At 47.7% G+C, this 14,412-nt stretch carries 11 protein-coding genes; all 11 read left to right on the top strand.

From position 1 onward, the window contains the following. Window positions 1-130 precede the first annotated feature (130 nt). The 11 genes from pilM (at window position 131) to A2F46_RS12820 (ending at window position 14,349) form a co-directional block, all read left to right on the top strand. On the top strand, window positions 131-1,222 hold the full coding sequence (pilM, locus tag A2F46_RS00330) for a type IV pilus biogenesis protein PilM (RefSeq protein ID WP_197457497.1): 1,092 nt from the start codon (window positions 131-133) through the stop codon (window positions 1,220-1,222). A 1-nt stretch (window position 1,223) separates the two neighbouring features. Continuing rightward, on the top strand, window positions 1,224-1,895 hold the full coding sequence (locus tag A2F46_RS00325; protein WP_082783515.1) for a PilN domain-containing protein: 672 nt from the start codon (window positions 1,224-1,226) through the stop codon (window positions 1,893-1,895). Window positions 1,896-1,937: 42 nt separating this feature from the next. Further along, a complete protein-coding gene (locus A2F46_RS00320; protein ID WP_066565469.1) occupies window positions 1,938-2,579 on the top strand; it encodes a type 4a pilus biogenesis protein PilO in 642 nt (213 codons plus the stop codon). Window positions 2,580-2,643: 64 nt separating this feature from the next. Next, entirely contained in the window at window positions 2,644-3,207 is a 564-nt protein-coding gene (locus tag A2F46_RS00315) for a pilus assembly protein PilP (RefSeq protein WP_066565853.1), read from the top strand. A gap of 18 nt (window positions 3,208-3,225) precedes the next feature. Further along, complete coding sequence (gene pilQ / locus A2F46_RS00310; RefSeq protein WP_082783514.1) at window positions 3,226-5,382, top strand: type IV pilus secretin PilQ; 2,157 nt, start codon at window positions 3,226-3,228, stop codon at window positions 5,380-5,382. A 51-nt stretch (window positions 5,383-5,433) separates the two neighbouring features. Next, window positions 5,434-5,973, top strand: coding sequence for a shikimate kinase (locus A2F46_RS00305; protein WP_369796289.1), 540 nt, complete (start codon window positions 5,434-5,436; stop codon window positions 5,971-5,973). After that, window positions 5,961-7,055 (top strand): 3-dehydroquinate synthase, encoded by a 1,095-nt coding sequence (aroB, locus tag A2F46_RS00300; protein WP_066565465.1) that lies wholly within the window; start codon window positions 5,961-5,963, stop codon window positions 7,053-7,055. The genes A2F46_RS00305 and aroB overlap by 13 nt, the downstream gene beginning before the upstream one ends. A 42-nt stretch (window positions 7,056-7,097) precedes the next feature. Next, on the top strand, window positions 7,098-7,796 hold the full coding sequence (gene trmB / locus A2F46_RS00295; RefSeq protein ID WP_066565464.1) for a tRNA (guanosine(46)-N7)-methyltransferase TrmB: 699 nt from the start codon (window positions 7,098-7,100) through the stop codon (window positions 7,794-7,796). A gap of 112 nt (window positions 7,797-7,908) precedes the next feature. Beyond that, a complete protein-coding gene (locus A2F46_RS00290; RefSeq protein ID WP_066565463.1) occupies window positions 7,909-9,102 on the top strand; it encodes an amino acid aminotransferase in 1,194 nt (397 codons plus the stop codon). Between the two features lie 484 nt (window positions 9,103-9,586). Next, window positions 9,587-13,285: an NAD-glutamate dehydrogenase domain-containing protein gene (locus tag A2F46_RS00285; protein WP_231867656.1), complete on the top strand. Its 3,699-nt coding sequence runs from the start codon at window positions 9,587-9,589 to the stop codon at window positions 13,283-13,285. An 8-nt stretch (window positions 13,286-13,293) separates the two neighbouring features. Next, window positions 13,294-14,349 (top strand): NAD-glutamate dehydrogenase domain-containing protein, encoded by a 1,056-nt coding sequence (locus A2F46_RS12820; protein WP_231867655.1) that lies wholly within the window; start codon window positions 13,294-13,296, stop codon window positions 14,347-14,349. The last annotated feature ends 63 nt before the right edge of the window (window positions 14,350-14,412 follow it).

The raw sequence follows: 14,412 nt of genomic DNA, 5'->3' as shown, positions 1-14,412 counted from the left end.
ATTTTATCTAGAGCTGCTAAGAATGTTAAAAATCAAGTAAACTATTTGCCATGTTGTGTTAGGAATGTTCAGAAAATACCTAATCTGAATATCCTCATGTTCATCAAAACAAATGCAGGAAAATGGCCCCATGCATATTAAAAATGTCAAAACAAAGTTAAAGAATCCAAAGGTTTCTGTATCTGCTTCCGGGCAATCCGTCGGCATTGAAGTAACCCCTCGAACAATATGTATGGTGCAGCTGAATGCCCGCAGTTTAAATCAAATCCAGCTTGAGAAATACCTCATCTCCCCATTACCTAAAAATATTTTTAATGGGTCCAGCATTGAAGACTTTGATTTACTTGTTGCAAAATTACAACAAGCGTGGCAAACATTCCACACTTCTTGCAAAAACATCACGACTGCTATTCCCCAAAAACTTACTAATATTCAATTCCAACATTTGGAACTTACCAATGAGGCCAGTGTAGCTGAATCCATTGAGATGGAACTGAGCCAACATGGCGACATCGATGCCTTGAGCTATGACTATGCCGAACTCGATACTGCGGCAAGTGGCAAAGACGTTGTACTGGTGAGCAGCAATAGAGAAGATGTTGATTTACGCATAGACGCTTACAATGCAGCCGGTATCACGCCAGCACAAATGGATGTAGATGTAATTGCCGTAATCAATGCCATTCATACTTGGATTAATCAACAACACGCTGAGCTGGCAGAACAAACCATTGCGGTTTTCGATTTAGGCTATACCGATACCAAGGCACTAATTTTACGTAAAGGTCGCTTGTTGTATAAGCAAGAAATCAATTTAGGACAAGAGCAGTTGATGCAATTGATTCGACGCAATTATCAACTCACCGAAGAAGAAGCGTGGCAGTTGCTTTATAACCCTGAAAAACCAGAAGATTACTTGGTCAAAGTGGAGGGTGCTTTTCAAACTCAGTTGATTCAAGAGATTCAACGGGTATTGCAATTTTATTACACCACCATCAGTCAAGAAAACGATGCAGATGTACAAAGCATTTTAATTTCGGGTCATGGCGGTGCAGGCAGCCAAGGTTTGGCCGAAAAAATTCAAAATCAAATCCATATTTCTTCACAGCAAGTGAATCCGGTGACGCTGGCCCAACTCAGCAATCAGGTCGACGCCCAACAATTCACGCAAGACAGTAATGTATTAAATGTTGCTTTTGGCTTGGCCGTTAGGGGATTGTAAGATGCTACAAATCATTAAAATTAATCTGCTTCCATACCGCGAAGCATTGGTACAAAAACAAAAGCAGCAGTTTAAATATCTGATGTTGTTTGCGCTCTTGGCCGGCATTGGCTTAGCTATATTGGGCTATTTTGCGTTATCCGCTCGTGTTAGTGCCCAAGAATCACGCAATACAGTTTTGAAAAGTGGTATTGCCCAACTGGATACAGAAATCGTCCAAATCAAAAAACTGCAAGCCGAGCGAGACAATTTTCTAGCAAGAAAAGATCAGGTGGAAGTGCTGGAAAATAAACGCTTTGAAGCAGCTCGGATTCTGGATACCTTAAATACCTTGGTACCCGATGGCCTCTATCTGACCAGCATTACGCCCCAAGACAAAAATCCATCCACCTATGTTATCAATGGCAAAGCCATCAGTGACGGCAAGATTGCCGTGTTCATGCGCAATTTACCGACAACGGGCTTGTTTGGCACCCCAGAATTGCTCAATATCAAACGAGATAATGACGCCCAATCATTCAGCCTACAGGTGAATGTCAACATACCCAATAGCCAAAACACCCCTACAGCCGCATCCAGCGTGGCTCCACCACCGGCCAGTGCACCTGAGGTTAGCCAGTCTGAGGCAGAAAAGACAGCACCACCCACACCTGCTAGCGGCGTGGCTCAATAATGGCATTAATGGCAAAACCTTTCGCCAATTAGGAATTAAAACATGGCTAACAAAATTAAACTAAACGAAGTCAATATCAATAATCTATACCAACTCAATCAGCCAGCCAAAATGGTTTTGGCGGTAGTATTGACAATATTTATTGTGGTGTTGGCCTATTTTGCCTTATATCGAGATCAATTGAGCCAAATAGACCAATTGAGCCAAGAAGAAGAAACACTCAAGCAAACCTATACTCAAAAAAGCCTTCAGGCAGCCAATCTGGATGCTTTAAAAGCAGAATTAAAACAAATTAACAGTACTTATACGATTCTACTGAAGCAATTGCCCACTGAAGCAGAGATTCCTAACCTCATTCAAGAACTGCATCAGGCAGCCGCAAGCAACGGTTTGCGCATGGACAGCGTGACACCAAATCCTGTTGTTAATGACGGAGCCATTCAAAAACTGCCCTACAGTATTTCCTTGAGCGGCAGCTACAATCAAATTAGCCAATTCACTCGAGATGTGGGCAAATTGTCTCGTATCGTGACTCTAGATACCTTAAATCTACAAAAAAATGATAAGACGGCTGATTTAACTTTAGGGGCAATTGCCAATACCTATAAATCACTGCCTCCCGGCCAAGCCAATACAGAAAACGAAAAAAACAAAAATAATAGCCAAGGAAACCAGAATCCATAACATGACATGATGGCTGGTGAACAAACAATCCTATTTGATGAATTATCGTTTTGAGCGACTAAAAATGAACAAATATTTAATATTACTCTTGGGGATGCTTACTTTAGCGGGTTGCTCCTCGCCAGATGAAGACTTACAAGAATGGATGCAAAATACCCGCCAACAGGCCAAAGCCAAAATACAAAAGGCAGCGCCCCCATCTTTATCAGCGATGGCGACTTATACCCCTCCGGCAATGACTGGCCTCAATGATTTTGACCCCGCGCGCCTGAAGGTAGGGATGCAAGGTGCCAACTCACCGAATTTCAACCGACCCAAGCAAATTTTAGAAAATTTCAGCCTTGAAAGTTTGAAATATGTCGGCTCATTTCAAGCCAAGGGCAAGGCCCCTTCTGCTTTTGTGGTGGCCGATGGCCATGTCTACACAGTTGGCCTAGGCAACTACATGGGCCAAAACTATGGCCGTATCAGCGCGATCACGCCTGATTCACTGGTCATCACTGAATTGGTAGAAGACACATATGGCAATTGGACCAACCGTCGTATCACCAAGCCCCTCGAAGCCGATGATTCAGGCAACAATGGGCAACCGGGCGCAGGCTCTGCCTCCAACGCTAAAAATCAGTAAACCATTAGGGATTAAACGATGAAAATCAAAACCATTACAATCATGTCTGCTTTGGGCTTGGGCTTGCTGTGTCAAAACGTATGGGCAGGCAATATTACCGGAATCAACGTAAGCTCTTTGCCGAATAAACAAAAGGTCATCAAAATTAAATTTGATCATGGCGCAGTGTTGCCCAGTGGTTTCACCACAGACGCCCCTGCCCGAATTGCTTTGGACTTTGCCGATACGGGCGTATCCATGGCACAAAATGAATTAGAATACAGCGATGCACTGCTCAAACAAATCGAAGCGGTACAAAGCGCCGGCCGATCTCGTGTGGTTTTATCATTGAATAAAAGCGGCCAATACAACGCAGAAGTCAAAGGCCAAGAAGTATGGATTTATGTACAAGAATCCAAAACGGCCACTGCAGCACCTTTGACCTCAACGGTAACACCCCCTCCACTACCCATCGCCACCATCAATGAGCAAGTGATCACACAATCATCTGCTTCTACAGGTGCAGTAAGCACATCGGCAATTCCTACTGCCCCGATTAGTGTTGACTTCCGTAAAGGTCGCAACAACTCTGGCATCGTTTCTGTGAATGTTTCTTCACTGCAAGGCACACCTTCAGTAAAACGCCAAGGTGATCGTTTGATTTTTACTTATAAAAATAACCCACTGCCTACAGAACAACAGCGAAATTTAGATGTTGCTGACTTCAGTACCCCAGTACGCACTGTACAGCTACGCCGCCTTGGGAATGACACAGAACTTACTCTACGAATGCAAGGCAACTGGGCTTATACCCAACGCACCACGGGTGGCAATCAAATCATTGAAGTTTCTGCCAATACCGACGTGGCCGCCAGCGGGCTTAAAACGAACACGAAGTCCTTCAATGGGCGGCGCGTGTCTTTGGATTTCCAAGATGTGGATGTACGTACCATCTTACAGATATTGGCTAAAGAATCCGGCATGAACATTGTCGCTAGCGACAGCGTGCAAGGGAAGATGACGATCTCCCTCAAAGATGTTCCATGGGATCAAGCACTCGATTTGGTGATGCAATCCCGCAATTTAGACTCGCGTCGCGAGGGCAATATCATCAACGTGGCTCCACGTGACGAACTCTTAGCTCGAGATAAATCGGTTTTACAAGCGCAAAACGAAATTGACACATTGGGTCCTTTGCTGTCGCAAACTTTTCAGTTGAAATACAAGAATGTGGAAGAATTCCGCAAGATTTTGAAATTGGAAGATGGCAGCAGCAGTAGTAGCAATGGCAACAGCAACACCATATTATCAGCACGCGGTAGCGCATTGATTGATCCTGCGACCAATACCTTAATCATCACGGATATTGCTTCGGTGGTGAAAAAATTTGAACGCTTAATTGCACAATTGGATGTGCCTGCTCAGCAAGTAATGATTGAGGCCCGAATTGTTGAAGCCACAGACAGTTTTTCTAGGGAATTGGGTGTTAAATTCGGTTTTCATAAGAGTTCAGGCTCAAATCACTGGGGCTCTAACTGGAGTGACGCAATCAATAACTCAAATACGGCCAATAATGCCAGTAACTCCACAGGTTTATTCAATTTAAATCCTAATGTTAATTTACCTGCAAGCGCCGCCACCTCCTCCATTGCATTGGTTCATAGTTTTGCTTCTGGTGCATTGGGTCTGGAGTTGTCCGCCAGCCAAGCCGAAGGTAAAACCAAAATCATTTCCAGCCCGCGTGTATTAACCCAAGACCGCAAAGAAGCTTCGATTGAATCTGGTACGGAAATTCCATACCAAGAAGCTTCTTCCAGTGGCGCCACTTCCATTAGCTTCAAAAAAGCCGTGATGTCTTTGAAAGTGTTGCCGCAAATTACACCTGATGGCAACATCATTATGGATGTAAAAGTAAATAAAGATAGCCCTGATTATACCTGTACCGCTTCAGAGCCTTGTATTAACACTAAAAGTGTTGATACTCGAGCCATGGTCGAAAATGGTGGCACTTTAATTCTGGGTGGTATCTACCAAGAAGAAAATGCCAACAGCCAAGATAAAGTACCTTTATTAGGTGATATTCCTGTTATTGGCAACTTGTTTAAATACCAGAAAAAAAGTCAAACGCGTAATGAACTGTTGATTTTCATCACCCCGCGCATCATGAACACCACGGGCAGCGCTTTGCGTTACTAAAACCATTACAAGCGGGTGCGTAAGTGCTCGCCTTCGGTTAAAATGCCAGCCATGGACACCATGGCTGGCAATCTTTTTCTAATTGGTTTGATGGGGGCGGGTAAAACCACCTTGGGCAAACAATTGGCACTGCAACTGAGTCGCGCATTTTATGACAGCGACCAGGAAATATGCGTCCGCACCGGCGTCAGCATTCCCACCATTTTTGAACTGGAAGGGGAAGCCGGTTTTCGGGCCAGAGAAGCCGCAGTGATTGATGAAATTACCCAAAAAACCAATATTGTCTTGGCCACCGGCGGTGGCGCCATTTTGCAGCCCACCAATCGAGAGAAATTACGCTCTCGTGGCCAAGTAGTGTATCTACATGCGCAACCAGAATTGTTGTTGATGCGCACGCGTTATGACAAAAACCGTCCATTATTACAAGTGGCGGATCCATTGGCTAAGCTGCAAGATTTGTATGCTCAGCGCGATCCCATTTATCGTTCGGCGGCACACCACATCATTGACGTGAATGACCAATATGCCCAACAAACACTATCCAGAATCATCCATACGCTTTCTTTAGAGTCACATTCATGCATTCGTTAACCGTCCACACGTCTTCTCATGCCTATCCCATTTTCATTGATGGCGATTTATCCCAACACGCTGCCTCGCTTCTCATGCCTTATGTCGGCCAGAAAATCGCCATCGTGACAAATGAAACAGTTGCTCCGTTGTATTTAGAGCGCTGGCAACGGATATTTAGTGAATTAAACAGTGACTTTTTCAGCATCATTTTACCCGATGGCGAAGCCCACAAAAATTGGTCAACCCTCAACCTGATTTTTGATGGACTCATGCGGCACCATGCCGAGCGCAAAACCACCTTGGTTGCGCTGGGTGGCGGCGTGATTGGTGATATGGTTGGATTTGCTGCCGCTACCTACCAACGTGGTGCGCCTTTTATCCAAATTCCCACCACGCTACTAAGCCAAGTTGATTCTTCTGTTGGGGGTAAAACCGCCATTAACCATCCTTTGGGCAAAAATATGATCGGCGCGTTTTACCAACCGCAGGCCGTGATGGCAGATTTAGGCTGCCTGAAAACCCTCCCACCGCGCGAATTCTCGGCAGGTATGGCCGAAGTGGTCAAATATGCCCTTTTGGGCGACGCTTCTTTTTTGACGTGGCTGGAACAAAACAGTTCATCCATTACAGCACAAGACCCCCAAGCATTGGCACACATGATCGCCCATTGCTGCCAAATGAAAGCCGACATAGTAGCGCAAGATGAAAAGGAACAGGGCATCCGGGCATATTTAAACTTAGGCCATACGTTTGGTCACGCGATTGAAGCAGAAATGGGCTATGGCACTTGGCTGCACGGAGAAGCCGTAGCCGCTGGCATGGTCTTGGCTTGCCGCTTATCCGAAGAATTGGGTTATCTGAGTGCCCAAGATACCCAACGCGTAATCAGCCTCCTTCAGGCCTATGCTCTGCCAACGGAGCCACCACACATGTCGCTGGACGCTTGGATGCGCCATATGCAACACGATAAAAAAGTCCAAGATGGCCATCTGCGCTTTGTGGTACTGAATCAACTGGGACAGGCCAGCATGGCCGACCACATTACCCACACTCAATTACACGCAGCACTGGCGAATTACCTGCCTTCATCTACTCATTAATAGTGATCACCCATGCCTTCTTCGCACAATCAACCCGTCCACATGCCGGCTGAAGCATCAACGCCAGACACCGCTCATCCCCGCAGCATACGCAGCTTCGTATTGCGCCAAAGCCACATGACCGCAGCACAACAACGCGCTATTGATACTTTATGGCCACAATTTGGCCTGGATTACCAAGGCCAAACAGTCGATTTAGATCAATATTTTTCCCGTTCTGCACCTAAAATTCTGGAAATTGGCTTTGGTATGGGCACGGCCACAGCAGAGATTGCCTCCAGGCTGCCTGAAAATGATTTTTTGGCGATTGATGTACACGGCCCCGGCGTAGGCAATTTACTCAAGCTGATTGACGAACAACAACTCTCTAATCTGCGGGTGATGCGACATGACGCTGTTGAGGTGGTCGATAATATGTTGGCGGATAAAAGCCTAGATGGCATACACATCTTTTTCCCAGATCCTTGGCACAAAAAGCGCCACAATAAACGCCGCTTGATTCAGCCCCCTTTTGTCTCCAAGCTTTTACCCAAGCTCAAAAGCGGTGGCTATCTCCATCTGGCCACCGACTGGCAAGAATATGCTGAACAAATGCTGGCCGTACTGAATGCATTTCCCGAATTGAATAATACGGCTGATGCCTACGCACCCACACCTGATTACCGCCCAGAAACCAAATTTGAAGCGCGCGGAAAGCGCCTCGGGCACGGGGTATGGGATTTGGTATTTCGCAAGAAATAGGCGAGCAAGACAATCGCTTAACCAAAACAATCAGAGTACAATTTTAACTTCATTTTTAGGGCCTGCTTGAGCTCAGGCTGGCTGATGCAACAGTCTCCATAAGGAAAACCCCATGTTTCAACATGTCGAATTTTATCCTGGCGACCCCATTTTGGGGCTGATGGACAAATTTAAAGAAGACACCCGCAGCAACAAAGTCAACTTGGGTGTGGGCGTGTATTACGATGAAGCAGGACGCCTGCCGGTTTTGAATTGCGTCAAAGCCGTGGAAACACAAATGGCCAATCCGCCACAACCCCGCCCTTACTTACCCATGGATGGGCTGCCTGGTTACCGTTTGGCCTGCCAGCATTTACTTTTTGGTGCCGATAATGAAGCCGTGAAAGCACAGCGAATTGCCACTATCGCCAGCTTAGGCGGCTCAGGTGCTTTGCGCGTGGGGGCAGAATTTATTCGTCATTGGTTCCCAAAAGCCAAAGTCTATGTCAGCAATCCCACATGGGGAAATCACATCAGTATCTTTGAAGGAGCGGGTTTTGAAGTAGGCAAATATCCCTACTACGATCCGGCCACCATTGGTGTTAAATTCGCCGAGATGACTGATTTTTTGAAGGGTTTAAATGAAGGCGACGTGGTATTACTGCATCCTTGCTGCCACAACCCCACTGGGGTGGATTTGAGCCCTGCACAATGGGATGAAGTGCTGACCATCATTCAAGATAAAAAACTGATGCCTTTCATGGACATTGCCTACCAAGGTTTTGGCGAAGACATGGATGCAGACGCTTATGCCATTCGCCAAGCAGTGGCTAGAGGATTGAGCGTCTTTGTCAGCAATTCTTTCTCCAAAAATTTATCGATGTACGGTGAACGCGTCGGCGGCTTGTCTGTAGTATGCCCTTCTGCCGAAGAGGCCAAATTGGTTCAAGGCCAGCTCAAATTTACTGTACGTAAACTGTATTCCAGCCCACCTTCTCATGGTGGTCATGTGGTTGATCGCGTGATGAATGACGATGCACTGTTTACCCAGTGGGTGGGCGAGGTATATGAAATGCGTGACCGCATTCGTGCCATGCGCCAGAAATTACAAGACGCGTTGAGCGCCAAAGTACCTGGGCGTGATTTTTCCTATTTCACCAAACAGCGCGGCATGTTTAGCTTTACTGGATTGAATCCAGCTCAAGTGGAACGCCTGCAAACTGAATTTGGTGTGTATATGGTCAATAACGGGCGCATGTGCGTGGCCGGTTTAAATAATCAAAATATTGATTATGTCGCCAATGCCATGGCCGAAGTATTGAAATAAAACGCTATCACGCCAAAATAGGCTGCCTGAATTGTTCAGGCAGCCTATTTTATATTTGTGCTTCATGGGCCCTTAACTCAAACCCGCCTTACCTATGGTGATGCTCGTTCTACACCCCAAAACACATGACTTACAACCACGCCCATGCTCAATGTTCAATGCCTAGAAACAGGATTAACAACATTAAGCGGCCACTTCTCAAAACCAACCCAAACCCCATCTAAGCTTCCTGAATAGTCATCAAGGTTTCACACCAATTCTGCATCATCCTAATCAACATGACCTTGTTTATTTTGTGCAATGCAGCACCTTTTGAGATTGAATAAGCCTAGCAAAACCCGTATGGTGAGCATCAACAATGGCAAGCCAAAAATATCCCCGCACCCTGTTTACCGCTCTTTTATTATGTATGGCGTTGTCAATTGATTACCCGGCCGACTTCACGTAGCCAATTTTTTGTAACGACATCCCTTCAGGAAACCCCATGAGTGCCATAGACCAACTCATTCAAACACTGCAAGATGCCGCACAAGGCTACCCAGATAATTTTGCGTTATTTTTACAATACTATTATGAAGACGCCGACATGGGCGACTTACAAAACCACAGCCAACAACAGCTGCTGGCTGCCGCCTACTCGCACTACACCTTCGCACAACAACCCAGAGAGCCCAATGAAGCCTTGCTGCGTTACCAGCAGCATGATTCTGATGCCGCCTTTGCACCCGATGCCACCGTATTTGAAATGGTCACCAAAGACATGCCGTTTTTGATTGATTCATTATTCGTTAATCTCAATCAACACCATGCACAATTGCAGTGGCTGGTACACCCAGTCATCACCGCTCAACGCGACAGCAGCGGACACATCAAACAATGGATGCGCAGCAAAAATACCGATCAAAATAAAGAATCTCTGATTCAGGTGGCCATTCAGCGGCTACCTGAAAATGAAGCAACAGCGTTGGCTGAGGCACTGCATAGCATGCTGCGAGACTTGCACTCTGTGGTTGACAACGAACAAACGATGCGTGCTCAGTTGACCCACATTCGCGAAACCATAATTGAAGAAGGTCGTGCTGATCAAGCCGAAGTGGTGGCCTATTTGGATTGGCTGGCCAACAATCATTTCTTGTTTATGGGTTATTGCGAATACGCACTGGTGGCCGATGGTGAACAACACCAGCAACTACAAATGGTGGCTGACAGTCGGATGGGGGTACTCTCACAGAGCCAGCATGCCTATTCCTCTGGTTTTGCAGCCTTAAGTGAGGAGGACAAAAAAGCGTGGCTCAAAGGCGATCGCTTGATACTCAATAAATCCCAGCGCCGCGCCAATTTGCACCGCAATGCCTATTACGATTTAATCGGCATTCAAAAACGCAATGAATTGGGCCAAGTCATCGGCCAATGGCGTTTTATCGGCCTGTATACCGCCAAAGCTTACTTATCCAGCGTATGGGATATTCCCATATTGCGCCAGAAAGCCGATTACGTCGTCAATCAATGTGATTTTATTCACGATAGCTATAAAGACAAAACCCTGCATTTTGTGCTGCAAACATATCCACGCGATGAACTATTTGAAATCCATGCGGCCGATTTGGCCAACATTGCCAGTGGCATGGTGGCGCTCAATGAGCGGCCGCGGGTGCGCTTATTTACCCGCGTAGACGATTTCAAACGTTATGTGAGCGCCATTGTATACCTGCCTAGAGACCAATTTGATACGGACATGCGCATGCGCGTCCAACAATTCCTGGCCGATCAATTTGTTTCTGGTGAAACCGATTTTAATGTCCAACTGCTGGGAGATAGCCAGCTGGCCCGAGTGCATTTTGTCTTCCGCACACAGGCTGCCACCTTGCCCAACTTTGATCATCGTCAGTTAGAACAAGATATCCATACCTTGGTACGCGGTTGGCAAAGCGATTGGCAGCAAGCTGCTCTGGCAGCAGGATTTTCCGCCGAGACCTTGGCCGATTATGATCAAGCATTCAGCGCCGGCTATCGCGAGCATTTTCATCCCACCACTGCCGTCAGCGACATACAGGCCATTGCGCACCTAGATGAACAAAGCGGTGGCGATGCCCAAAAATTGGAATTGCGCTTTGGCAGCCAACCGGAAAACGACAATGCGCCGTGGTGGCTGAATATGTATTTTCCCAAGCGCAGCCCGAGCCTAACCCGTACCTTGCCCATCATCGAAAACATGGGTTTGAGCGTCTATGCGGAAGAACCGTTCCGCTTGAAACGGCGCCAAAACACCGTAGGGCTCAGCCACTTTAGTTTGGCCCTCGCCGAAGGCCTCAATAGCGCTTACTTGCAAGAATCGGCTACCCAGCAAGAGTGGTTGGCTTTGTTGCAGGCGGTTTGGGCCGGTAGCGTAGAAAATGATCGCTTCAATGCGCTCGTGGCGGCAACGGGCATTCACTGGCGCGACAGCGTGTTGCTGCGGGCACTGGCCAAATACTTAAAACAGGCGGGGTTGCCGTTTGGTCAAGACTACATTGCTCAGTGCCTGATGCGGCACGCCAAAATCGTGACTGGTTTGGTCGAGTTATTTTATGCTCGCTTGCATCCTGAGCATGCAGATGAGCAGCAGGCGAAATCGGTTCAGGCAGCCCTACAAGCGTTGCTGGCAGCCGTACCCAACTTAGATGAAGATCGCATGCTCAATGCCTTTCTCACCGTGATTTTGGCGATTGAGCGCACCAATTTTTGGCAGTCTGGAAACCATTCAGCGTATCCTGCTACCGTCAGTTTCAAGATTCGTTCCGGCACCATCCCCTTTCTACCGCAACCACGGCCTTTATTTGAAATTTGGGTGTATAGCCCACGCATGGAAGGTGTCCATTTGCGGGGCGCAAAAGTGGCCCGAGGCGGATTGCGCTGGTCTGATCGACAAGAAGATTTTCGCACCGAGGTGCTGGGCTTAGTGAAAGCGCAGATGGTTAAAAATGCGGTGATTATCCCACATGGCTCCAAAGGTGGATTTGTGTGCAAACAACTGCCGCCGCCCAGCGAACGGGAAGCTTATGCTGCCGAGGGTGTGGCTTGCTATCGCCTGTTTATCAGTGCACTTCTGGATTTGACCGATAATTGGGTACAAGGGCATATCGTTCCACCGCAACGCGTGCATCGGCGTGATGAGGATGATCCTTATCTGGTAGTGGCCGCCGACAAAGGCACCGCGCGCTTTTCCGATGTTGCCAACGACATTGCCCAAATGCATGGCTTTTGGCTTGATGACGCCTTTGCTTCCGGCGGTTCAGCTGGCTATGACCACAAAGGCATGGGCATCACTGCTCGAGGGGCATGGGAATCGATCAAACGGCATTTCCGCCATTTGGGCAAAGACATCCAAAGCGAAGATTTCACCGTTATCGGCATTGGCGACATGGCTGGCGATGTTTTTGGCAACGGCATGTTGCTCTCGCCACACATCCGCCTTCAGGCAGCCTTTAATCACCGCCATATTTTCCTTGACCCGTGCCCGGATGCGGCCAGCAGCTACACTGAACGCCAACGATTGTTTACAGCCGTAGCAGGCTGGGAACAATACGATACAACTTTGATTTCAGCCGGTGGCGGCGTGTTTGAACGCAGCCTAAAAACCATTCCGCTATCGGCAGAAGTGAAAGCATGGCTGCAACTGGATGTAGACAGCATCGCCCCCACCGCATTGATTCACGCGCTACTCAAGGCAGAAGTAGAGCTACTCTACAACGGCGGCATCGGCACCTACATTAAGGCCAGCAGTGAGAGCCATAGCCAAGCACAAGATCGTGCCAACGATGACGTCCGAGTGGATGGCAACGAATTGCGCGCCAAAGTATTGGGTGAAGGTGGTAATTTAGGTGCTACCCAATTAGGTCGCATTGAATTTTGGCAACACGGTGGCCGCTGCGCCACCGATGCCATTGATAATTCGGCAGGGGTGGATTGCTCCGACCATGAAGTCAACATCAAAATTTTGCTGGGCAGTGAAATTCAACATGGCCGCATGGATCTACAAGAACGCAACGAACTGCTGCGCGCCATGACCGATGATGTGGCGCAATTGGTACTGCGCAACAATTACCTGCAAACGCAAATATTGGCCATGAATCAACTCAATCCACATGCTTTTTTATCGGCACATGTGGCATTGATACAGTATTTAAAAACGCATGCGGCTTAAGCCGCAGTTTGGAATTCCTACCCAATGACGCCCAAATCAAAGAGCGCGATGCCAAACAGCAAGGCCTCACCAATCCAGAAGTAGCGGTATTGTTGGCCTACAGTAAAATCCACCTACAAAGCCAACTATTGGAAAGCGATGCACCCGATGACGCGCATTTCTTGCCGGTATTGACACATTATTTCCCGCCCGCTTTACAAAGCCGCTTTCAGGCAACCATGCAAACGCATTATCTCAAGCGCGAAATCATTGCCAATCAATTGGCCAATCGCGTGGTCAACCGAATGGGCCTAAGCTTTGTGCAGCGTTTGACCACAGAGATGAATTTACCCGCAGCAGATGTGGTTCGTGCCTATTGGGTGGCGAGCGAATTATTCGATGGTGAAACACGGTTTGCCCACCTAGAAGCCCTGGATAACCGCATTCACGCGGATACCCAAATGCAACTCATGGCCAGTGTGGCACGTTTACTCAACCGAGTGTCTCGGCAATTGCTGCGTCGACAATGGCCGTGCGATGACATGGGTTTGCTTATTCAACATTACCGCGCCCCCATCGCCACTTTGTTGAGCCAGCTGGCCACATGGCTCCCCAGCAGCGAACACGCCAACATCGCCGATGAAGAAACACGTTTGCAGTCTTTGGCTGTATTTGAGGAGCATGAAGTGGCCTTGTTGGCGCGGCTGCCTTTTGCCGAAAATTTATTGGCTATTGTGGATTTAGGCTCGACACAACAGTGTGCCATTGAAGCGGTGGCAGCGGCCTATTTCAGTTTGTCGAATACCTTGCAAATGGACTGGTTCTATCGAGCCATTGCGGCTTTACCACGTGCCAATCAGTGGCAAAACCAGGCCTGCTTGGCCGTGCGGGAAGATGTGCAACAATTGCATCTTTTGGCCACACAAAAATGGCTGGCCAGCGGCCAAGACGAAACAGCACGCGAGACGCTGACACAAGCTTTGGCCAATGCTGCCGAACAAATTCGGGACATGCAACATTTTGAGCAAACTGATTTGGCCATGCTCTCGGCATTATCGCGCAACCTATTGCGTCTTTTGGCCTAGTCCCTTGCTTTCAGGCAGCCCGTAGGCTGCGCTGAAAGCGCACTGTATTCATACCCAGCTGTT

This window comes from Snodgrassella sp. CFCC 13594 (assembly GCF_001590725.1).
GTDB lineage: Bacteria > Pseudomonadota > Gammaproteobacteria > Burkholderiales > Neisseriaceae > Snodgrassella.
This window is presented reverse-complemented; position numbering and strand designations above follow the sequence as displayed.

What these genes read in the sequence shown, in the direction of transcription:
- pilM (WP_197457497.1), top strand. Translation starts at nt 131, where the DNA reads ATGCATATTAAAAATGTCAAAACAAAGTTAAAGAATCCAAAGGTTTCT.
- A2F46_RS00325 (WP_082783515.1), top strand. Translation starts at nt 1,224, where the DNA reads ATGCTACAAATCATTAAAATTAATCTGCTTCCATACCGCGAAGCATTG.
- A2F46_RS00320 (WP_066565469.1), top strand. Translation starts at nt 1,938, where the DNA reads ATGGCTAACAAAATTAAACTAAACGAAGTCAATATCAATAATCTATAC.
- A2F46_RS00315 (WP_066565853.1), top strand. Translation starts at nt 2,644, where the DNA reads ATGAACAAATATTTAATATTACTCTTGGGGATGCTTACTTTAGCGGGT.
- pilQ (WP_082783514.1), top strand. Translation starts at nt 3,226, where the DNA reads ATGAAAATCAAAACCATTACAATCATGTCTGCTTTGGGCTTGGGCTTG.
- A2F46_RS00305 (WP_369796289.1), top strand. Translation starts at nt 5,434, where the DNA reads ATGGACACCATGGCTGGCAATCTTTTTCTAATTGGTTTGATGGGGGCG.
- aroB (WP_066565465.1), top strand. Translation starts at nt 5,961, where the DNA reads ATGCATTCGTTAACCGTCCACACGTCTTCTCATGCCTATCCCATTTTC.
- trmB (WP_066565464.1), top strand. Translation starts at nt 7,098, where the DNA reads ATGCCGGCTGAAGCATCAACGCCAGACACCGCTCATCCCCGCAGCATA.
- A2F46_RS00290 (WP_066565463.1), top strand. Translation starts at nt 7,909, where the DNA reads ATGTTTCAACATGTCGAATTTTATCCTGGCGACCCCATTTTGGGGCTG.
- A2F46_RS00285 (WP_231867656.1), top strand. Translation starts at nt 9,587, where the DNA reads ATGAGTGCCATAGACCAACTCATTCAAACACTGCAAGATGCCGCACAA.